Annotated in this window: 19 protein-coding genes; 14 read left to right on the top strand and 5 right to left on the bottom strand. The window is 40.9% G+C overall.

Going from position 1 to position 21,339, the window contains the following annotated elements; translation table 11 throughout:
* Positions 1–15: 15 nt before the first annotated feature.
* A complete protein-coding gene (locus tag BP74_RS15870) occupies positions 16–267 on the top strand; it encodes a hypothetical protein (protein WP_496375416.1) in 252 nt (83 codons plus the stop codon).
* A 112-nt stretch (positions 268–379) separates the two neighbouring features.
* The gene (locus BP74_RS15865; RefSeq protein ID WP_496375414.1) at positions 380–1,414 is read left to right on the top strand and encodes a fatty acid desaturase; all 1,035 of its coding nucleotides are present in this window, start codon (positions 380–382) and stop codon (positions 1,412–1,414) included.
* A 94-nt stretch (positions 1,415–1,508) separates the two neighbouring features.
* On the opposite strand, the gene BP74_RS15860 is transcribed toward BP74_RS15865, so the two are convergent.
* Positions 1,509–2,378 carry a cyanophycinase gene (locus BP74_RS15860; protein ID WP_496375412.1) on the bottom strand — a complete coding sequence of 290 codons (870 nt, stop codon included), beginning with the start codon at positions 2,376–2,378 and terminating at the stop codon, positions 1,509–1,511.
* A gap of 111 nt (positions 2,379–2,489) precedes the next feature.
* Between BP74_RS15860 and cphA the strand changes: the two genes are divergently transcribed.
* The 3 genes from cphA to BP74_RS15845 all read left to right on the top strand — a co-directional run bounded on the left by cphA (position 2,490) and on the right by BP74_RS15845 (position 5,707).
* Complete coding sequence (cphA, locus tag BP74_RS15855) at positions 2,490–5,129, top strand: cyanophycin synthetase (RefSeq protein WP_496375410.1); 2,640 nt, start codon at positions 2,490–2,492, stop codon at positions 5,127–5,129.
* 83 nt (positions 5,130–5,212) lie between these two features.
* The gene (locus BP74_RS15850) at positions 5,213–5,404 is read left to right on the top strand and encodes a DUF3606 domain-containing protein (protein ID WP_496375408.1); all 192 of its coding nucleotides are present in this window, start codon (positions 5,213–5,215) and stop codon (positions 5,402–5,404) included.
* A 96-nt stretch (positions 5,405–5,500) separates the two neighbouring features.
* A complete protein-coding gene (locus tag BP74_RS15845) occupies positions 5,501–5,707 on the top strand; it encodes a hypothetical protein (RefSeq protein WP_496375406.1) in 207 nt (68 codons plus the stop codon).
* A gap of 449 nt (positions 5,708–6,156) precedes the next feature.
* Here the strand turns inward: BP74_RS15845 and BP74_RS15840 are convergent, their stop codons facing one another.
* Complete coding sequence (locus tag BP74_RS15840; RefSeq protein WP_496375404.1) at positions 6,157–6,399, bottom strand: KGG domain-containing protein; 243 nt, start codon at positions 6,397–6,399, stop codon at positions 6,157–6,159.
* Between the two features lie 506 nt (positions 6,400–6,905).
* Between BP74_RS15840 and BP74_RS15835 the strand changes: the two genes are divergently transcribed.
* The 5 genes from BP74_RS15835 to BP74_RS15815 all read left to right on the top strand — a co-directional run bounded on the left by BP74_RS15835 (position 6,906) and on the right by BP74_RS15815 (position 10,547).
* Positions 6,906–8,378 carry a sensor histidine kinase gene (locus BP74_RS15835; RefSeq protein ID WP_496375402.1) on the top strand — a complete coding sequence of 491 codons (1,473 nt, stop codon included), beginning with the start codon at positions 6,906–6,908 and terminating at the stop codon, positions 8,376–8,378.
* A gap of 4 nt (positions 8,379–8,382) precedes the next feature.
* Positions 8,383–8,805, top strand: a complete 423-nt coding sequence (locus tag BP74_RS15830; RefSeq protein ID WP_496375400.1) for a response regulator — start codon at positions 8,383–8,385, stop codon at positions 8,803–8,805.
* Between the two features lie 93 nt (positions 8,806–8,898).
* On the top strand, positions 8,899–9,651 hold the full coding sequence (locus BP74_RS15825) for an acyl-CoA desaturase (RefSeq protein WP_496375398.1): 753 nt from the start codon (positions 8,899–8,901) through the stop codon (positions 9,649–9,651).
* Between the two features lie 43 nt (positions 9,652–9,694).
* Complete coding sequence (locus tag BP74_RS15820) at positions 9,695–9,967, top strand: hypothetical protein (RefSeq protein ID WP_496375396.1); 273 nt, start codon at positions 9,695–9,697, stop codon at positions 9,965–9,967.
* Positions 9,968–10,124: 157 nt separating this feature from the next.
* A complete protein-coding gene (locus BP74_RS15815; protein ID WP_496375395.1) occupies positions 10,125–10,547 on the top strand; it encodes a tellurite resistance TerB family protein in 423 nt (140 codons plus the stop codon).
* 42 nt (positions 10,548–10,589) lie between these two features.
* Here the strand turns inward: BP74_RS15815 and BP74_RS15810 are convergent, their stop codons facing one another.
* Positions 10,590–11,060 carry a response regulator gene (locus tag BP74_RS15810; protein WP_496375393.1) on the bottom strand — a complete coding sequence of 157 codons (471 nt, stop codon included), beginning with the start codon at positions 11,058–11,060 and terminating at the stop codon, positions 10,590–10,592.
* Positions 11,061–11,304: 244 nt separating this feature from the next.
* Here BP74_RS15810 and BP74_RS15805 point away from each other — a divergent pair, with 244 nt between their 5' ends.
* Together BP74_RS15805 and BP74_RS15800 are read left to right on the top strand one after the other, a co-directional pair.
* Positions 11,305–11,559, top strand: coding sequence for a hypothetical protein (locus BP74_RS15805; protein WP_496375391.1), 255 nt, complete (start codon positions 11,305–11,307; stop codon positions 11,557–11,559).
* A gap of 160 nt (positions 11,560–11,719) precedes the next feature.
* A complete protein-coding gene (locus BP74_RS15800; RefSeq protein ID WP_496375389.1) occupies positions 11,720–12,871 on the top strand; it encodes a TIGR03118 family protein in 1,152 nt (383 codons plus the stop codon).
* A gap of 479 nt (positions 12,872–13,350) precedes the next feature.
* Here BP74_RS15800 and BP74_RS15795 read toward each other — a convergent pair whose 3' ends face one another.
* The gene (locus BP74_RS15795; protein ID WP_496375387.1) at positions 13,351–15,324 is read right to left on the bottom strand and encodes a KUP/HAK/KT family potassium transporter; all 1,974 of its coding nucleotides are present in this window, start codon (positions 15,322–15,324) and stop codon (positions 13,351–13,353) included.
* 139 nt (positions 15,325–15,463) lie between these two features.
* On the bottom strand, positions 15,464–17,872 hold the full coding sequence (locus BP74_RS15790; RefSeq protein WP_496375385.1) for a sulfatase-like hydrolase/transferase: 2,409 nt from the start codon (positions 17,870–17,872) through the stop codon (positions 15,464–15,466).
* Positions 17,873–17,938: 66 nt separating this feature from the next.
* On the opposite strand from BP74_RS15790, the gene BP74_RS15785 reads away from it, so the two are divergent.
* Together BP74_RS15785 and BP74_RS15780 are read left to right on the top strand one after the other, a co-directional pair.
* Positions 17,939–19,060, top strand: coding sequence for a glycoside hydrolase family 26 protein (locus tag BP74_RS15785; RefSeq protein ID WP_496375383.1), 1,122 nt, complete (start codon positions 17,939–17,941; stop codon positions 19,058–19,060).
* A gap of 104 nt (positions 19,061–19,164) precedes the next feature.
* Complete coding sequence (locus tag BP74_RS15780; RefSeq protein ID WP_496375381.1) at positions 19,165–21,231, top strand: acetate--CoA ligase family protein; 2,067 nt, start codon at positions 19,165–19,167, stop codon at positions 21,229–21,231.
* Positions 21,232–21,339 lie beyond the last annotated feature (108 nt).

The raw sequence follows: 21,339 nt of genomic DNA, 5'->3' as shown, positions 1-21,339 counted from the left end.
TTATCTTGCCGGTTCATGACACTGGACGACTTCAATGAACTGGATGAAATCAAACAGGCTGAAACACTATTAAATTATGGGGTTTTGGTAGCTGAAAGGGTATATAAAGACTTCACTATTTTCCTTTACCAGATCAATTTATTCTACGCAGAAGTATTTTATAATAACAGTTTTTGCATGATCCAGGGATTCAGGGGTTTTGCCGAAACCAGTGCTTTGGAGCCTTACCTGGAAGAAATTGATATTACTGCCTTGCAAGACTGCTAAGTCCGCTTAATTAAAAATAATTCCCAATTACTGGTTTCAGTTCAGACATTAATTAATATTTTAGAATATTCGGGTATTCCTTCCTTATTTTTAAACCTTATTTTAAAAACTAATGCAGAAAAGAGATTTTATTTATTCTGATACTTCAGAACCTCATAGAATACGCACCAAACAAATACTAAAGCAACATCCGGATGTTCGAAAACTGATAGGTAAGAATCCCAATACATTTTGGTTCATTCTCTTATTGGTAGGGCTCCAGGTAGGGGGGGCGATCTTTCTTGCCGATAAACCTTGGTGGCTATTGTTTGTGGCAGCCTATTTTGCAGGAGCTTTTATAGACCATGCCTTGTTTGTCATGATTCACGAATGTGCTCACCGCCTGATTTTTAAAAACCAGGTAGCCAACAGGCTAGCCGGGATATTTGCCAATATCCCCCAGGTTTTTGCCAGTTCGGTATCCTTTGAACGTTACCATATCAAGCACCATTCGTTCCAGGGCATTCATGAACTGGATGCTGATCTGCCTAACCGATGGGAGGCACGCCTGATCAACAACTACTTTATTGGTAAAGCCATATGGTTTCTTTTTTATCCTTTTTTCCAGGCTTTCAGGGTTTCCCGTTTAAAAGAAATAAAACCTTTTGATGGATGGATTGCTTTGAACTGGGCAGTGCAGATCATCTTTATGGCAGCCATCTGGTATTTTGTTGGTGTTAAAGCGGTGGTTTTTCTTACAGCTTCATTCTTCTTTTCTGTGGGTCTGCATCCTTTGGGAGGCCGCTGGATCCAGGAACATTACCTTACACATGGAGAACAGGAAACCTATAGCTATTATGGTGTATTGAATACCGTAGCTTTTAATGTGGGCTTTCACAATGAGCACCATGATTTTCCTTCTGTACCATGGAATAAGTTACCTCAAATCAAAAATACTGCTCCGGTATTCTATGATACTTTGGCCTCACACCGGTCATGGACCAAGTTGTGGCTTCGATTCCTGTTTGACAGGGAAATTTCCCTGTATTCCCGTATTGTTAGAAAGAACAGGGGTAAAGTGCCATTAGTTGACGAATCGAAACCTGATGTGGAAATGATTGCTACAGAAAAGAAATTAACTGATCCCGTATTGGTGCCAACCAACTAGTTTCACCTGTTCATATATTATTACCTCCATTGGCTTAAAGCTGGTGGAGGTTTTTTATTTTCTTTCCGTCAGGCTGTTGAAGTATTTGAGATAGCTAATGTTCATGTTGCGTAAATTTTACGCCAACAAATTCCCTGGTGTCCATATCATATACATCTGAGTTGGTCATTATACTCACCTCCAGGCTCGATATGGATATGGGCATTCCAGCCTTGATATCAGCAATATTATTATGACTGATGCTGCTTCCATCAACAACCACCACGCTGCTCGAACCAATGGCCCTTAGCTTGCGCCCTTTTTCAATCACCACTCCCGTATCCTCATCGAGGCCTATACCAATGGCACCAGGTTGTGCTGCTATGGCCTGGGCCAACCTGCCAAACCTGCCCCTCGCATCAAAATGTGTATCAATGATCACATCCCTTAAAAATCCAAGACCAATATTCAGATCAACCCTTCCCTTTAAATAAGCTTTTGATTCTTCACCCCCGGCTATCATGGTATTGCCCATGCAGGCTGCACCGGCACTGGTCCCAGCTATCACAAAATGTTCCTTTTCAAATCTCTCCCGGAGAATGTCTAAAAATTCGGTACCGCCAAGTATAGAGCACAGGCGAAGCTGGTCCCCACCTGAAAAAAGAATGCAATTACATTTTTCAAGCCGCTCCAGGATCTTTTTGTTATCTGCGTCTTCACGTTTTGTGATCTTTAAATGACCTATATCAACAAGGCCTAATTTTTTAAAAGATTTTTTATAGATCTGTGCCACTTCATCTGGGATGGAAGATGCGGTGGTTACTACTTCTATTTTAGGAGCTGATTTCTTCCCGGCCAGGTCTACTATTTGCTGCAGAATACCTTCTTTAAAGAAATCCAAACTGTTCTGCCTTTCCTTTTCCTCTTCAGTTCCTTTGTCTTCTGCACCCCCGATCGCAATCAAATAACCCTTTGGATTTTGCATGTGAATAATTTTCAAAAAAGCATGCCATTCCTGTTTAACTTATTTATGGCTGTTACCATGGAATAACTGGTATAAAATTTATAATCTATATCCTGAACCAAGTATAGCTATATGAAAGTTTTGGAGTTGAGAGTGCTAAGAGGCCCCAATTTCTGGTCTATAGTCCGTAAGCACCTGATTCAAATGACCCTTGACCTCGAAGATCTTGAGAATTTCCCCACAAATGCCATCAACGGTTTTAGTGAAAGACTTCAGTCATTACTTCCCTCCTTATATGAGCATCGTTGTAGTGAAGGCAAACCCGGCGGTTTCTTTGAGAGAGTAAGAAGAGGCACGTGGATGGGTCACGTAATAGAGCATATCGCCTTAGAAATACAATCCCTGGCGGGTATCAAAGCAGGTTTTGGGCAAACCAGGGGAACCGGAAAGCCTGGTGTTTACCACGTAGTTTTTGAATATGGAGAAGAAAATGAAGGCCGGTATGCTGCGGCAGCTGCTATCCGGATCGCTGAATCATTGATTCATTCCGAAACCTATGACCTTAAGCCTGATATTTTTGAAATAAAGCGCCTATGGATGGAGCAACGTTTGGGTCCAAGTACAAATGCCATAGTGCAGGAGGCTTTAAAAAGAGGAATTCCGGTAATCCGGCTGGATGATGAGGCCTATGTTCAATTAGGATATGGTTGCCGGCAGAAAAGAATTGAGGCAACACTGACTGGAACTTCCAGTTCCATAGCGGTTGATATAGCCTGCGATAAGGATAGAACAAAAAGGATATTAACAGCAGCTAATATCCCCGTGCCCGAAGGTGAAATGATTAGTTCTGTGGAAAAATTAAAAGAGGTTATTGATACTATCTATTACCCCATTGTGTTGAAACCACTGGATGGAAATCATGGAAAAGGTGCTACAATAAATGTTGAGTCCTGGAATGAAGCAGTCAATGCTTTCGAAAGGGCAAAAAACTATTCAGATAAAATTATCGTTGAAAAATATATCAGGGGTAAGGACTTCAGGATATTGGTCGTGAATAATAAATTCGTCGCTGCTGCTTTACGTACCCCCGCCTCTGTAACCGGGGATGGACGACACACCATACGTGAGTTGATAGAGATAGTAAACAGTGATCCGCGCAGGGGTTGTGGCCATGACAATGTGCTGACCTGTATCGAAATTAATGATGTATGCCTTGATTTTTTGGCAAAGCATAGACTTACACTTGACTCCATACTTTTACCAGGGCATACCTGTTACCTGAAGCCAACAGCTAACCTGAGTACGGGTGGTACTGCTACAGATGTAACGGATGATGTGCACCCTTCCAACATTGCTTTATTTGAAAGAGTAGCCAGGACCATTGGGCTTGATATATGTGGGGTAGATGTGATGGCACCGGATCTTTCCCGCCCGCTTGGTGAAAATGGTGGAGTGGTATTGGAAGTAAATGCAGCTCCGGGCTTCAGGATGCATACTGAACCAGATTCCGGCATCGCAAGAAATGTAGCAGCGCCTGTAATTGAAATGTTATTCCCCGGCGATGTACAGTCAAGGATACCGATTGTTGCTGTTACAGGCACCAATGGAAAAACCACTACTACCAGGTTAATGGCACATATTGCCAAAACTGCAGGATATAAAACAGGATTTACTTCTACAGATGGAATTTATATTGGTGACGAACTGGTATATAAGGGAGATTGTTCCGGCCCTCAGTCAGCAGCATGTATATTAAAAGATAGTGCAGTAGAATTTGCAGTACTGGAAACGGCAAGAGGAGGTATCCTCAGGTCGGGATTGGCATTTGACCGGTGCAATACCGCGATAGTTACCAATGTGGCTGAAGATCACCTGGGACTGGAAGGGATCAATACCATAGAAAAACTGGCAAGGGTGAAATCGGTTGTGCCTGAAAGTGTAAACGAAAATGGATATGCTATACTGAATGCGGATGATGACCTGGTGTATGCAATGAAGCAAAATGTAAAATGCAAGGTGGCCCTGTTTACCCTGTTCAGTAATAATGAAAGGGTAGAGCAGCATTGTGCCCAGGGTGGTATCGCTGCATATCCTGAAGAAGGGTATTTAATTCTAAGAGCCGGAAACCATGTGGTGCCTGTTGCGGAGACAAAAAATATCCCTATCAGCTTTAATGGCAAAGCAGATTATAATATTGCCAATGTAATGGCAGCTATGCTGGCCGCATATACTAACAATATACCATTGAGTATTATACGCAAGGCATTGCAAACCTTTATTCCTTCCAGTGAAACAACTCCCGGCAGGGCCAACCTGTTTGAATTGAACGATGGCAGCGTCATGCTGGATTATGCCCATAATCCGCATGGCTTAAAGGCCCTTGGCAGGTTTATCCAATCTTTTGCTGTGAGTACCAGAGTAGGCGTTATTACGGGAGTTGGTGACCGCCGGGATGAGGATATTGTGGCACTGGCGGAAGAAGCGGCGCGCATTTTTGATGAGATCATCATCCGCCATGATGGAGATCTAAGGGGAAGGACACCTGAAGAATTGGATGAATTATTGACCAGGGGAATAAAGAGAATAGATCCTAATAAACCATTACGCTTTATATGGGGAGAATGTGATGCTGTGGAACATGCGATTATAAATCGCAAACCAGGTTCCCTGATCGTTGCATTGGTAGAAGATTATGCCGCGGTAACAGCATGCGTCCTTAAACATCAGAAGCAAGAAAAACAAAACATATCATATTTAAAAAGGGCGGTTTAAGTAGCCATAAGCATATGATAGTAAATACTACTTTGCTACCTGCTCTGGCACAATATTTTATGCAATAAATGAAAACATTTCTTATGGCAGACAATAAAAATCTAAGAGATGATCGCGACCGTTCCAAGGTGGCGGGCAATGAGGCATATGAGTTACAACACATAGCCGAAAAAATGGGTGTTTCCCAGGAAGAGGTTCGTAAAGCCATCCAACAGGTAGGCAACAGCCGGGAAAAAGTAGAAGAATTTCTCAGGAACAGAAGTAATAAAAGATAGTCTTTACCAGGCCTCATGAATTCATGGGGCTTTTATTATTTACACATTATTATTTCAACATAGTTTCATTATTTAATAACTCAAAATTGAACCATTATGCCAAGAAGTACAGGAGGAGGCCAGGGGGCTGGCCGCAGTAATCAAGGTGGAAACAATAGTGGAAATCAAACCGGCCGATCAGATAAAGGAATGGGATCGACCATGGATAAGACAAAAAAGGATGTTGCCAGGAAAGGAACTGAATCCACACAGGAGCGTACACGTAGCACCGGGGGTAGCAATCGTGGCCGCGGAAGCGAATAAAAACTCGCTTTTTGGTAAATAAAAAACGTTCTGTTATCCGCAGAACGTTTTTTATTGAGCTATATCCAGGCAATACATCATCTTTTGTTCCCACATTTAATGATACTTGGACAACAGGTCCTAATCTGCACTTCTTCGCAACCTGGTAAGCAACCTATCACATACTAAGGCTATTCCATCATCTCCCATTAATGTCCCATAAATAAGGCATAGTTGAGCCGAGGATATCCCGACTCTATAAGCGTCGGCTTATCGTGGGGATATCTTCGGGATATTCCTTCCTTTGATAGGTATCTGAATACTGACTGAAAAGGATTGCTATTGAGATAGAATAACATTCTCTAAAAACTATGTATTCCGCTAGCCTGTTTAATATTTTCACTTAGTAAAATGAACAAGCCTCCTATAGGGGAGGCTTGTAAAAATGATTTCCAGGGGGTTAGCTAAGGTTATTCCATTTCTCCCCTTACGGAAGTATCACGGCTGCGGCTGCCTTTGGAATTTTGACCGCCTTTACGGCCAGCTTGCCTGGCTTCTTCAGCGCTCCATTCGTGGGCTACACCCTGTTTATGTGCAGCACGGCCACCTTCACTTGCAATTTGTCTTTGTCTCTCAGGGTCCATAGCCGCAAATCCTCTACGGCTTTTTTGGCTCATATCCCTGGACTCTTCCTGGTTACGATTTTCTACCATGATAATAAAATTTATAAAGTTTAGAAATGTAATAGAGTAGTTTAAAAGGGCAGGAGAGTACTTATGATTACTAAAAAATAATGCCTGAGTTAAAAGGTCTGCTTTGCCTTCAAAAGGCTTGGATTTTCTGCTTTATGAAGGGCCTACTTGTCATAATGAAAGTATTTGAGTAGGCACCTCTACATTAAGTTACGAAAAAATATAGCACAACAGTAATGCACAGCATATTTTTTCAACAGAATTTTTGATTTGATAAAATAATGTGCATTAGATTATTTCAGTGATTGGGTCCAATACATACTTATTACTGGTTAGTTTTTTAGTCCTTACAAACAATCTTTTGCCTTCATTCTTCAACAACAGCTCCATTTACAAAAAAGTATCATCCAGGGTTCTGAAGAAAGCTCCTGGTATTAGAATTTGGTTATAAATGCATTGATTGGGGTGGATCATCAGTAGTAAAGTTTCATATTAATATACATTGCGGGCCCTTAACCATCTTGTGCATGCGGATATCCAACCTGATCTTCCTGAGTTTTTTATCCATCCTGTTACTTTTTGCCTTTACCACATTGATCAATTACCGCCTTTCTGAAAAAGTGAAGGAAAACACTGATTTTGTTAGCCAGTCGGGAAATATTGTCCGTAGCAGCAATCGGTTCCAGAGAAATATTATCAATATGGGAAGTGGACTAAGAGGCTTTTTATTGACTGGGGAAGATGCTTTCCTGCAGGCTTATGATTCGGCAGCAACTGAAAACAAAGGTTTGCTAAATGATATATTCAGGCAAATTGACTCCACATCCAGGCAATACCCTTTACTTCTTGAAATTGCCAGTTTGAATGACCATTGGTTAACAGCATTTGCTCAACCTCTTAGACAGGCAAGGAAAGGCGCCGAAACTGCGGATGTTAATCTTCCTTATTTCAAAAAAATATACAGGGAGAAAATGCAGGCAAGTGATGAACGTACATTGAATGCGAAGCTCCAGGAAAAAATAAGAACGTTTGTAAATATTGAATACGATAAAAGATCGGAACGGGAAAGATTACTTACCAACTCTTTGCAACAGACTAAGACCATTTCAGTTTCCCTGATCACTTTTAGTGTGGTAATGGCCCTGTTCATTGTATCTTTTTTGACCATAAGGATTTCGAGGAGAATTCATAAAATGGTACGGATGGCTGACAGCATTGCTGCAGGCAACTACAATGTGTCTACAGAGGAAACTGGCAAGGATGAATTAAGTGGACTAGCCAGGTCTTTGAATTATATGGCCAAGACCCTTTCATCCAGTATCAATGAACTTACTAAAAAGAACAGGGAGCTTGACCAGTTTGCACACATTGTTTCACATGATATGAAAGCGCCGTTACGGGGCATTGACAATGTCGTTAGCTGGATAGAGGAAGACCATAAAAATGAACTGACACCTAAGGTGGCGGAGTATCTGCATTTGATTAAAGGAAGGGTGATAAGAGGTGAAAGCCTGATCCAGGGATTGCTTACCTATGCCAGGGTGGGAAAAGAGGAAGAGAGCGAGGAGAAAATAGATACAAGGGCGCTACTGGAAGAAGTGCTGGAAAATTTTTCCCTGAAACCCGGAACATCCATAACCATATCGAAAGATCTGCCTGTGATCTATTCAGTAAAACTTCCATTGCTTCAGATATTTTCAAATCTTGTGGGTAATGCCCTTAAATACAATGATAAAACCAATGGGGTGATAAAAGTGTATCATAAGGACTATCCAGGCCATTGGGAATTTTTTGTATCAGATAACGGACCTGGGATCAGTAAGAATTACCACGAAAAAATATTTATGATCTTCCAGACGCTGAAGGATCGGGATAGTTTTGAAAGCACCGGTGTAGGACTAGCCATTGTTAAAAAGATTCTTGATTCAAGGGGTGAAGAGATAAAACTGGAATCAGAAAAGGGCATGGGAACTATATTTTCTTTTACCTGGAAAAAATAATTGTATGAGTAGAATAACAACCATTTTGTTAGTAGAGGATGATCAGCTGGATGCAATGGATATTAAGCGCTCGCTGGACAAGCTGAATGTTTTATACAGGCTGGTGGTTGCCAAAAATGGGGAAGAGGCAATCGATATGTTGGAAGGTCACCATGAAGTGATCCTTGAGAATTTACCGGATATTATATTGATTGATATAAATATGCCCCGAATGAATGGCCTTGAGTTTCTCCAGGTGATCAGGGAGTCGCAGGAGTGGAAGGGGATCAAATGTTTTATGATCACAACCTCTGATGAAAAGGTAGATAAGGAGACCGCGGGTAAACTGGGTGTGTCAGGATATATTATGAAACCTTTCAAGATCAATAATACATCTTCCCTGGATTCATTCAACCTGGTGATTGACCTGATGAATATGAAAGGCTAGCATGGGAAGGGCAGATCAAAAAAATAAGCATGGTTTTAAAATTTGAACGATTTTTGCCGGGTTTACTACTTAACCTCAAATGTTCTACAGATTGTGATTTTTATAGTTGTTTTTTTCATTGCACATTGGTATTTATCTCTTTTTGCTCAATCCTTCTTCCACCATCGTTATGCAGCACACGGGGCTTTTAACATGAATAAAGGCTGGGAGCGATTCTTTTTTATCTTTTCCTATATCACTCAGGGCTCCTCTTATATGAGTCCCAGGGTGTATGGTATCATGCACAGGGTGCACCATGCTTATACAGATACCGAAAAGGATCCTCATTCCCCATCTTTCGACAAAACTGTACTGGCGATGATGTGGCGCACCAGTGTGACCTATGTAGGAATCTTAAGGAACCGCACTGAAGTAGACCCCAAGTTCACCAGGAATGTTCCTGAGTGGACCTCTTTTGATCTTTGGGGCAATACCTGGTGGTCAAGGATCCTGTGGAGTTGCATTTACCTTTGTGTATACATAGTTTTTGCTCCCTCGGCCTGGTGGTACCTCCTGATCCCGTTTCATATAGCTATGGGCCCCATTCATGGGGTCATCATTAACTGGTTTGCCCATAAGTACGGAAATATAAATTTTGAAACAGATAACACTTCCCGTAATTTATTTAAGGTAGATTTGCTAATGTTGGGCGAGGGTTATCACAATAATCATCACAAATATCCTTCGCGTAGCAATTTTGCTATAAAAAAGGGCGAGTTTGACCCCATTTACCCGGTTGTCTTGTTATTTGAAAAATTAAAGATCATCAGGATAAACAATCAAAAAAATGTGTCCATTGAACCATAACAGGTTTATTGGATAGTGAAAAGAAATATTAAGCAAAGAGTTTATGAGCAGTTATTTTTCAAAAGTGATTAAAGCAGGTGAAAGGCAAAGAGAATTTAATTTTCGCCAATTATCAGCAGGGACCGAAATGAAATACCATGTAGACGTACCTGACGATAAGGGTAACCGCATTATATTCCAGATGTATAAGGATGTGGAAGGCAAATGGAAGACTTCTGCTTCGGTTTTACCTTTATGGATACATAGCGCCGAGGATGTATTAAATGATGCCATCACAGAACAAATACAGGAAGAACAGTTATCCAGGAAGAAATAAATCTTAGAGCTTCGAAAAAATTCCAGGGGACTTAATAGTCCCCTTTTACGTCTTACTATATACCCTATAAGCAGTTTTGTATAACCAGGATTATCTTCGCTTACTATTTACATTACAAATGATATCATCTGGCTGATGCTGGTGATGAAAAAAGTTTATGGAACTACCGATAGAAAACGAACAGGAAGCAGCTGTAACCATATTATTTTCGGCTGCCATGCAACAATCAGGAAATATCTCTGAACAACAAATAGAACATTTATCCAGGGCTGTTGTGCTTTGTTCAAGGTTTCGTGGCAGTGATCTGAATCAAATGACCAAAAAAGCCATATCGCTGCAGTCCAGTCACGAGCCCGCAGAAGTCATAGAATATTGTTCAGCCTTTATAAGTGAAGAATTCAGGGAGACATTGTTTGCAATGGTGAGTGAAGTGGTGCTGCTGGATGGGCAGATAAACGACAAGAAGACCAAGATCTTTGCTTTATTGGCACTACATCTAAAGATCACCATGGATAGGATGAAAATGATACTGGCCACCTATCTTATCCGAAATAAATGGAATGTGGAAGTGATGGATTAAAGCCTGTGTTCATACTGCAGCTGTTCATTTTCTTTTGTACTACTACATAAATGCCGCATACCTTCCATTGATAAAATATTGTTCTTTCACCACAGAAGGAATGCTCCAATCCAGTGACAAGATGGCCTTGATAGATGAGACAAGGTCATTATAGTTGGAAGGCTTTATGAAAAAAAGATCTGCCCCCATTTCATAAGCGGTATCAATATTTGCCGGTCTTGAAGTGCTTGAAAATATGACTATAGGAATTGTCTTCAATACAGTATTTGTACGAATCTCAGATAAACATTCCAGGCCATTCTTACAAGGCATATCCAGGTCCAGGAATATGAAATCAGGAACATAATGCTTTAATAAATTCAGAAGCGCTTCTCCATCCTCAACAATGCTCAGCCTTACCAGGGGCGCTATTTCTTCCAGGGCATCTTTAAAAAAATCATGATCATCCCGATCGTCATCGGCAAGTATAATAGAATTGATTGGAAGTTGATTGGCGGGATCAACATTGGCCATGGTTATGCGTTTGTCGGTTAGGGTAACTAATAGTTAGTTTGTAAAAATACAACAAGAAGTATTTAAATTTTGTTCTAAAACAAATACGGATGAAGTAATGATGTAGACCGCTGGCAGCAGGGCTTGCTTACCCTTCTTACAGCACTTAACTATAATTTTACCCCGTTGGTCTTATTTTATGATTTTTTGCCTGTTTGTATTTTAATTTAAAGTTCTATTTCAAACCTATATCAACCACTTTAAGATGCTGCTACAGGAATTCAAATATGAAACCAAGCAAACCAAGAAACAATTGATCTTAGATCATGGTGTTTATATTGCCAACCGGATAAAAGATCAATATATTTTGCTTTTATATCAACTTGATTCCTTCTACGCAGAAGTATATTACGATTACGAAGAACAGGAAATAGGGTATATCAGAACCTTTCATTCTACAGATGATTTAAAACCCTATTTACGGAATATTGACATTTCTCCATTACTTCCATTTTGCTGATCAGCTTTACCTGGCCCTCCTTATTGATTTTTTCCTGAAACTTTTGTAAAGGCAACCTTTCATTATATGCAACGTATTTAATGCAAGCCACGAACTGAAACGGCTTATCCGCCCTGGATAACTATTTTCTACAGTGAAGTTGTCATTAAAACTTAACTATATGAACAGGTTATACAACCAGGCTATTACAATTTTTTCTGCCGTTACCTTGCTGGGATCTGTAATGATTTTTACAGGCTGTCAAAAAGATGCTACCCAGTCTGCCAATAACGGTACCAGCCTATCCAAACAGCAACCATTTAAAGATCCCAAAACGCTTAAAGATTTTGTACAGGTAAATCTTGTAGCCAGCAATAGTAATTATGGGGCAGCTCATGTTGATCCCCACCTGCTGAATGCATGGGGCATAGCCTTTAGCGGTAATGGCATAGCATGGGTCAGTTCACAGGAAGGGCATGTTTCATCAGTGTATGACAGGGATGGGAATTTCATTGCAGCCCGCCCGGAAGTGGCTATACCATCACCAGGTGGAGCGACAGGCGGTAATCCTACGGGTGCGGTTTTAAATATCGATCCTTCTTCAGCTGATTTTAAACTTACCAATAATGCTTCTGCCAGGTTTATGTTTGCGGGTGTAGATGGTGTTATTTCCGGATGGAATGGTGCCGCCGGAAACACAGCGCTGGTCATAAAAAATAATGCACCTGCATCTTCCTATACAGGTCTGGCAATGGCACAAGCAGCTTCCGGTGCGTATTATTTATATGCTGCCAATTTCAGCCAGAGTAAAATCGATGTTTGGGATAAGAATTTTAATTCTGTTGCCATGTCTTTTACAGATCCTGCATTACCATCAGATTATTCACCGTTTAATATTCAAAATGTGGGAGGTATGTTATACGTGATGTATGCCAAATTGGGTGATGATGGAGATGAGGTGGCAAAACCAGGAAATGGCTATGTCGACATTTATGATGCCATGGGAACCTTGATAAGCAGGTTTGTTTCACAAGGCCAATTGAATGCACCATGGGGAGTTGCATGGGCGCCTGCAGGATTTTTTACCGATGAAAGTGGCGCAGGTCAGCCTGCAGTGTTAATAGGCAACCTTGGTGACGGACGTATCAATGCCTATTCAACTGATGGCAGGTTCCTGGGCCAGTTGAGATCCCATGGAAATCCAATAGACATTGAAAAATTATGGGCAATAAGTTTTCCTCCATCTACCTCTACTATTGATCCCAACCGCCTCTATTTTGCTGCTGGTCCAAATGATGAAAAGGATGGATTGTTTGGATACATTACAAAATAAAATATTATAATCAGTTCTTAAGAAAGAGGTTCCCGGTAAGAGAACCTCTTTCTATTTCATTCTATCTGGAGAAGATCAATAAAGTTTTTAACCAGGGCCAGTGATATTGTACGTAATAAATTGGGTGATTTCACCCAGGGTGGTCATGGTCAGACAAAATACCTTAGCACTGGTTTTTCATAGGATATTGGATTAATACGGGGCTGAATTTCTATTCCGGCCCCTTAATTTAAACCAAATACTTTCATCCGTTTTTATGAAAATTTCAAAAAAGGTGTAACTATAATTTACATCAAAGCGTCTGATAGTTAACCATTGATGAAAAGCATTTTATTATGAGACCAACTTCCTTTTTTAAAGAATACTCTTCAATTATCATTTGCCTGGTAAACTTTTTATTGTTTTTCCTGATCGTCTTTTTCATGTCCCGTTGATAAGAAAAACTCAATATAGATTCCTGTTGCAGACTTATTTTACTATCAGCCTTTTTCTATTCGCTTTAAACGGACATTGGTTACTGGGGCTACAATCAATGGAAATTTTTCCACTGTCACATTACTCAGGTCAAGTCCAAATCCTCTTTCTTCAGACAGGCTAATAGCTTTTAGCCAAAAATGCACCTTCATGATCATTCTCTCTAAAATAGGTAGCTCATTATCCTGGCTCAGGTATTTTTCCATCACTATGAATTGAAAGTCGCCAATGGTATTTGTTTTTTCAAGACTTTCATACCTGCTAATCACATTGACCTCCCTGTTTTTGACCAGGTCTTCCACCACTTTTTTGAATAGTAGATTGATGCGGGGCTGTACCCTGAAGCCGAGCCTGAACTCAACCCTGATAATATCATTGGGAATAATATGCTCTACCGAATATTCAGAAGTATATGGATCATCAAGTGTATCTACATGCACCAGCCAATAGATATCAGCCCTCTTGGGCTTTTTATTGAGGATGGAATAAATGATCTTATGTTCTATTTCCTTTGGATTATCCGCACTGGTCAGGTAAACCAGGTGTGTGGCATATTTGGGTACACTTCGGTCATTGCTTAACTCCTGTATCTTAGGAATATAATTTTCCAGCCTTACAAATTCTATATAGCGGTTTTTGATCTTCCTGGCTTTGAACCAGTTAAACATAACCAGGAATAATAAACCTCCAATGATCACGGTTACATAACCTCCATGTGGAAACTTATCCATGTTGGCAAATAAAAAGCTGAATTCTATGGTAAAGTAAAGTGCCAGGTACAGGTAAACAAAAGGCCTTTTTGTGCGGTGCAATACCAGGTAATTGGCAAAGAGGATGGACGTGGCAATCATGCACAAAGTAATGGCCAGGCCATAGGCAGCCTCCATATTAGATGCTTTTTTAAAATGTAGAACGATACCAATGCAACCCAGGAAAAGAATAAAATTGATAGCAGGTATAAAAAGTTGTCCCCTGGCTTCAGTGGGGTAAACGATCCGTAGTTTAGGCCACAAGTTGAGACGTATGGATTCACTTATCAGCGTGAAAGAACCAGATATCAACGCCTGGCTGGCAATAATGGCGGCGGCTGTGGCTATGGCAATACCAAAGTAAAGGAACCAGTGGGGCATCAATCCATAAAACGGATTAAAGCCGGATTCTATTAATGAAGCGGTGATGCGCTTTCCGTTATAATTGTTCAACAACCAGGCACCCTGTCCAAAATAATTTAAGATCAGGCAGGTTTTTACAAATATCCATGAATACCGGATATTCCATTTACCACAATGACCCAGGTCGGAGTACAGGGCTTCAGCACCTGTAGTGCAAAGAAACACACCACCTAAAATATAGAAACCACCTGGGTAAGTGGCCAGGAGTTTGATGCCATAATAGGGATTCAGGGCTCTGAATACATGCAGGTCGTCCGCAAAATGAATGATGCCTAGCAGGGCCAGCATAAAAAACCAAAGGCTCATCACGGGTCCAAAGAAACGGCCGATAAAGGCAGTTCCGAATTGCTGGATAAAGAACAAAAAGGAAAGGATGCCCAATACTATATACACGATAGTTCCCTGGCTGATATGAGAAAGGGAAGGCACCTGTTTTAATCCTTCAATAGCGGAAGTCACGGAAATGGGCGGAGTGATCATGCCGTCGGCCAGCAGGGCCGCGCCCCCGATCATGGCAGGTATGACAAGCCATTTTTTTCTCCTGCGTACCAGGGCATAAAGAGAAAAAACACCACCTTCACCCCGGTTATCTGCCTGGAGGGTTAGAATAACATATTTAATGGTAGTTTGAAGCGTTAAAGTCCAGATGATACAGGATAAAGCACCAATGATCAATTCTTCCGAAACGGTTTTACCACTTGTAATGGCATTCAATACATAGAGGGGCGAGGTCCCGATATCGCCATATATAATTCCTAAAGCAATAAGTAATCCGGCAACGGTTACCCTGTTATGTGAACTTGACATTGAACGTAAATAAGCGGTAAAGGTATAGGTTTATTAAGCCTGGTAACAAGGTTTGAACCTAAAGAAACCATCTTTTGTCGAATTGGGAGTACTGAATTATTTTGGTCCAGATAACACCCCGGAACGGAACAACCATTTTTTAGTTTTTTGACCAGGCCTTATAAGTATGATCTACAAAATGTAACCATCCGCCCAACATTTCTTTTTCCTGCTTTGCAATTTGTGGAAATTCATTCATCCTGTTGTTTAATTCGCCGGGATCAGTTTGAAGATCATATAACTCCTCTTCTTCTGTATCGACATTATATATATACTTCCAATGACTGTTACGTGTACCCATTATAAGGTCGGTGTAGGGACTAATAAAAAAAGCCCTGGAGAAATTATTTTTATCCAGCAGGCTTTTACCCTGCCAAATCGAGGGCTTTTTGATTCCAAGCACGTGGGCTATACTAGGCGCAATATCTATCAGCCCAAATATATTTTCATCCCGGCTACCATTAAATAGAATGGGATTGAATACCAGGCAGGGAATGTGTACATTTTCTTCGTATACTTTTGAAGCATGTAATTTCTGGTCATGTGTATTAAAAGCTTCTCCATGATCAGCAAGGAAAAAGACCAGGGTCTTTTCCAGTTGTCTTGTTTTGTTCAATGAACTCATGAGCTGGTCAAACACCTTGTCGGTATGGTGCAATGCATTGAGATACCTGTTTAAGGTTTCATTAGGGCTGTAGTGATCATTGTTATTGGTATAATATGGATTGTGGGTTTGATTGGTCCATAAAAGGCTGAATGTTTTTTGACCCGGACTATTTTGCAACCAGTTTAAATACCTGCCTACCATGCAGGAATCATCCAACCCATCAATATTTGATTGGGTAATCCTGAAAGACCTGTTGCAGGGAATGGATCTGTTATCTTCAATAGTTTCAAAATTTTGGTCTGCAGCATATTTTCTCATTCCAGCATAATCAAGATCGGATGAAAAGAATAACGAAGTTTTCCATTCTTTTGATTTCAGTAATTGTGGAAGAGAAGGTTTTGGTAATTGAACTTTTTCAAGCAAAGCAGACCTGTAATCTATCATAGGATATATCCCTGATAAAAGGGAAAGCATGGAATTTGGCGTACTTGGAATATGTGCATACATATTGGTATACATCCTTGAAATGGGTTGCCATTTTTTCAATGCCGGCGTACATTGAAAACCTGAATCATACAGGCTGATAAGTTGTGCCGGTGTAGATTCAGAAACGAAAACTATAATGTTATCTATTACATGCAGGCTGTCATACCTGCCGTTTACAGATTGATTATGGGCGTCAATGATATATTTTTCAACCGAATCCGGCACCTGCATTCCAGACAATTTTGCTTTGCCTGGTGGGTCAATAAGCGAAGACATAAATGCATAAACCGGGGTTTGTACTTTAGACGATCGAACATGCAGTTTACAATAACATACATAGCTCAGAATAAATAGAAGAAGCATTAGGCAATAGATGCCTGTCCTCCATTTTTTTGAAAACCTAAACTGTGAAAATAGAATGGCTAACCCAACACCGAGAAGCAGGAAACTGCTGAGCAAGGCCACCAGGTTTTTAATATACCAGCTGGTAAGCGTTTTTGAAGCGCCAACCTGGGCATCATTTCCTTTCAGGAAATCCGAATAATAGAGCCATTTATAATTGAAGGGTGTACCCAATTGTTTGACAACTTCTATATTGAGAAGTGAAATAAGAATGGTTAAAAAGAGTATTGATGCATAGGCTATCAACAAAGTAATTGTAGCCGCATTTTTATTTCTTACAATGGATTGTAGCAAAGCGGAGCAAAGAAATATTCCACCCAGCCAGAGGAGATCCGGGAACAAAGCACCGATATCAATCCAGAAGGATTGTTGCCCTGTACTTACAATCTCGTACCTGGAAAGCGCCATGAGGACCAGGGCAGCAATCCATAAACCAGGTAAGAAATTATATAGTTTGAAGGAGCGTGTTCTTTGGTACCAGGCAATAGCGAAAACAAAAACTATGAGTGAAAGGATAAAAAATAGTTTGCCTTTTTGAATCAGTGAAAAGGGCTTTAGATAGAATTTTAAATTGGAATCGGTTAATTCTACTACTTCATTACCATTTGTGGGAGTATAATAATTATTGTCGTTATTGGTATCCCACCCATCTACTTCTTTCCCTTTTGCGTTTTTTGGAATCCAGAAATAATAATCAAGCCTTGAATCACAGGGAAGCGTAATAGAAGTGGAATAGTTGCTGCCTGACCTGTCAAGAGGCGTGCAGGCATATTTATTCTTTAAAAAGCTGTTCTTCGGCAACAGTTGGGAGGCAGGGGTTTGCCAATAATTGGTTCCCCATACCAGGAATACTTCACCGGCTTTAGAACTATGGTAAATGATTTTTTTAGTGGCCAGGCATGGAGTGCCCGGTTGGGCAGTTAGATTGCCATGAAACATAACTGCAATCGTCAACAATAATAAATACCAGTATTTCATACCGCTGTTTATCTCCATAGTTACCAAGGCGGCCATTAAGATAATATTTATAAACTTCAATACCTTGTCTTTACTATATTAGGGATTTAATAAACGTTATCAATGATCCCTGCGCGGCTTTTAATTCTGTACCTGACTTTTCTCTTTGCGCATGCGGGCAATGCACAGGGTAAAGGCCCTATTGATGCAAAAGCTACAAAGGAGACAAAGGCCTTATTCAAAAATTTGATGAAATTATCCAGGCATCATACGGTGTTTGGACATCAGCATGCAACAGAATATGGTCATGGTTGGTCTGGCGAAGAAAACAGGTCGGATGTAAAGTCAGTTACAGGTAGTCATCCGGGAGTTATTGGTGTAGATCTGAGTGGTTTCAGTGGTCAAACGGAAGTGCAAGTTGAAAAGACAAAAGCCATTGTAAGGAAAACTGTAACTGATACCTATAACCGGGGTGGTATTGTCACCCTTGCCTGGCATTTTCCTAATCCTGTTTCACCTGGAGGATTTTATTGGAAAGATTCGGTTTCGCTTCCTGCTGTCAAATACATCATTGCCGGAGGGAAAGCCCATGAAAACTACAAGCAAATACTCAGGGGTATTGGTGACTGGGCTAACCACACAAGAGGTGCAGATGGAAAACTGGTTCCCATGATCTTCAGACCTTTTCATGAATTTGATGGTGAATGGTTCTGGTGGGGTAAGCCTCATTGTACAAGAGAAGAATTTATCAGTTTATGGCAGTTCACAGTTAGTTTTTTAAGGGATTCTATGGGTGTGCATAGTTTCATTTATGCTTTTTCCCCGGATAATAAATTTTCAACCACTGAAGAATATTTGGAACGCTACCCGGGTGATGACTGGGTGGATCTGTTAGGGATAGATAATTACGGGGACATGGGAAGAGATGGTTACAAGCTGGATAGGGCTGCCATGAAGCTCCAGGTGGTCAGTGATTATGCAAGAAAGAAAGGAAAACTGGCTGCATTTACAGAAACAGGACTTGAGTCAATACCTAATCCTAACTGGTGGAATGAGGTACTGCTTAAAGTGATGCGTTCCGGACATAAACGGCTATGTTATGTTTTAGTTTGGCGTAATGATACACAAAGCCCCACACATTATTATGCTCCTTTTCCTGGTCAAATCAGTGTACCTGATTTTATAAAATTTTATAAGGATCCCTACACCCTTTTTGAGAAAGACCTGGAAAATATTTATCAATAATATACTTCCTGTTGATCAATGCTGTGTACTCAGATGATGCATATCAGCTTTTGTAAACTGTCTAAGGTTTACTTTGGCCATGTCAGCAATGCCTGGCGGAAAATATGATCACAAAAGAATTATTAGATCCCCGCAGTATCGTTGTTGTGGGTGCCTCAAATGATAAATCAAAGCCGGGGGGCAAAGTTTTATACAATATTCTTAAGAATAAGTTTACGGGGAAGATCTATGGCGTTAACCCCAAAGAAAAGGAAGTGCAGGGAGTTCCCTGTTTCCCGGACTGTGCATCTTTGCCTGAAGCAGACCTGGCCATTATTGCCGTCGCGGCAAATTATGTGGAGGCGGCACTGAAGGAACTTGCTTACGAAAAGAAATGTAAGGCGTTCATTCTATTCTCAGCGGGGTTCAGTGAAACCGGCGCCGGGGGCAAATGCCTGGAGAAGCGTTGCGTTCAAATTGTCAATGATGTGGGAGGTACACTGGTTGGCCCAAATTGCATAGGTGTAATTTCGGGAACTTACAAAGGTGTTTTTGCCGGGCCTATTCCTGAGTATGACCCAATGGGTTGTGATTGTGTTTCAGCTTCCGGGGCAACTATGGTCTATATACTTGAGATGGCCATACCAAGAGGATTAAAGTTCCGGGACATTTTCTCTGTTGGCAACAGTGCTCAAATAGGAGTTGAAGACATTCTTCAATATTGGGATGAGACCTTTGATGAAAAGAAAAGTTCAAAAATAAAGCTCCTGTATATGGAGCAGATTAACGATCCTCAACGATTTTTAAAGCATGCCCGGTCATTAGTAAATAAAGGATGCCGGATTGCTGCTATCAAGTCCGGCAATACAGAGGCGGGGTCAAGGGCCGTGTCTTCGCATACAGGTGCCCTTGCGGGATCCAATTCTGCTGTCAGTGCCCTATTTAGGAAGGCAGGAATTATAAGGTGTTACAGTCGTGTAGAACTGGTATACGTGGCTGCTATTTTCACAATACCAGCATTTAAAGGTGATCGTATAGCCGTCATCACCCATGCGGGAGGGCCCGGAGTGATGCTAACAGATATCCTGGTTAAAAATGGTATGAAAGTGCCACAGCTACAAGGACCTAAAGCTGATAGATTATTATCCAGATTATTTCCCGGGTCCACGGTATCTAATCCAATAGATTTTCTTGCAACAGGAACGGCTGAACAATTGGGAGAAATTCTCGATGCTGTAGAAAATGATTTTGAGGAAATTGATGCCGCAGTTGTTGTGTTTGGGACCACCGGTATGTGGAGTGTGGATGATGTGTATATGTTACTACATGAGAAAATGCGCACTTCCCGCAAACCTATCTTTCCCATCCTTCCTTCAGCCATTCAGGCGGCTGAAGAAGTAAGTCATTTTCAGTCAATGGGTCATGTGAATTTTACCGATGAAGTGAGCTTTGGTTATGTATTGACAAGAGTAAACAAAATGCAGGCGCCATTTCCCGATGCCATTCTGCCTGTGCTGGACCTGGCAAAGGCAAGGCAAATCATTGACGGGGCTCCTAAAGGATATCTTTCCCCGGAACAGGTATTCTGTTTGCTTAAAGCAGCGGGAATTGCCACAGTGCCCCAGGCAATAGTGACCTCCCGTTCTGAAGCTTTGTTACAGGCTAAAATTATAGGCTATCCACTGGTTTTGAAAGCCTCCGGCCTATTACATAAATCAGATAGTGGTGGAGTGGAAACAGGTATACGTAATTCAGAACAGTTGGAAACCGTATTTGACAGGCTAATGGCCATTCCTGGAGTTGATGGAGTCATTATGCAACAACAGCTCTCAGGTACCGAGATCTATTTAGGTGCCAAAGCCGAAGATAAATTTGGTCACCAGCTTTTGTGTGGATTAGGTGGAGTATTTGTAGAAGTATTTAAAGACATTTCTTCCGGACTGGCACCTGTGGGAAGAGAAGAAGCTATTTCCATAATCAGGCATCTGAAATCCTATCCTATAATCAGAGGTGTACGTGGAAAAGAAGGGGTGAATGAAGAGCTGATTGTGGACGCCATTGTAAAACTAAGTGCACTTCTGAAATCCGTTCCTGAAATAACAGAGATGGACATTAATCCCCTGATGGGAACTTCAAATTATTTAGTGGCTGTCGATGCAAGGATCTGTATTGATAAACAGGAATTTATCTGAGTGAGGATAATCAGTATTACAGACTTCATCTGAATACTGGAAATTCATCTGTAATTAGCTCATCGCAAAGCTGATAATAATCATATCGATATATGACAATACCATTGC

The organism is Flavisolibacter ginsengiterrae DSM 18136, from assembly GCF_059568575.1.
The sequence above is the reverse complement of the archived record's forward strand: the minus strand, read 5'-3'. Positions and strand labels throughout refer to the sequence as shown.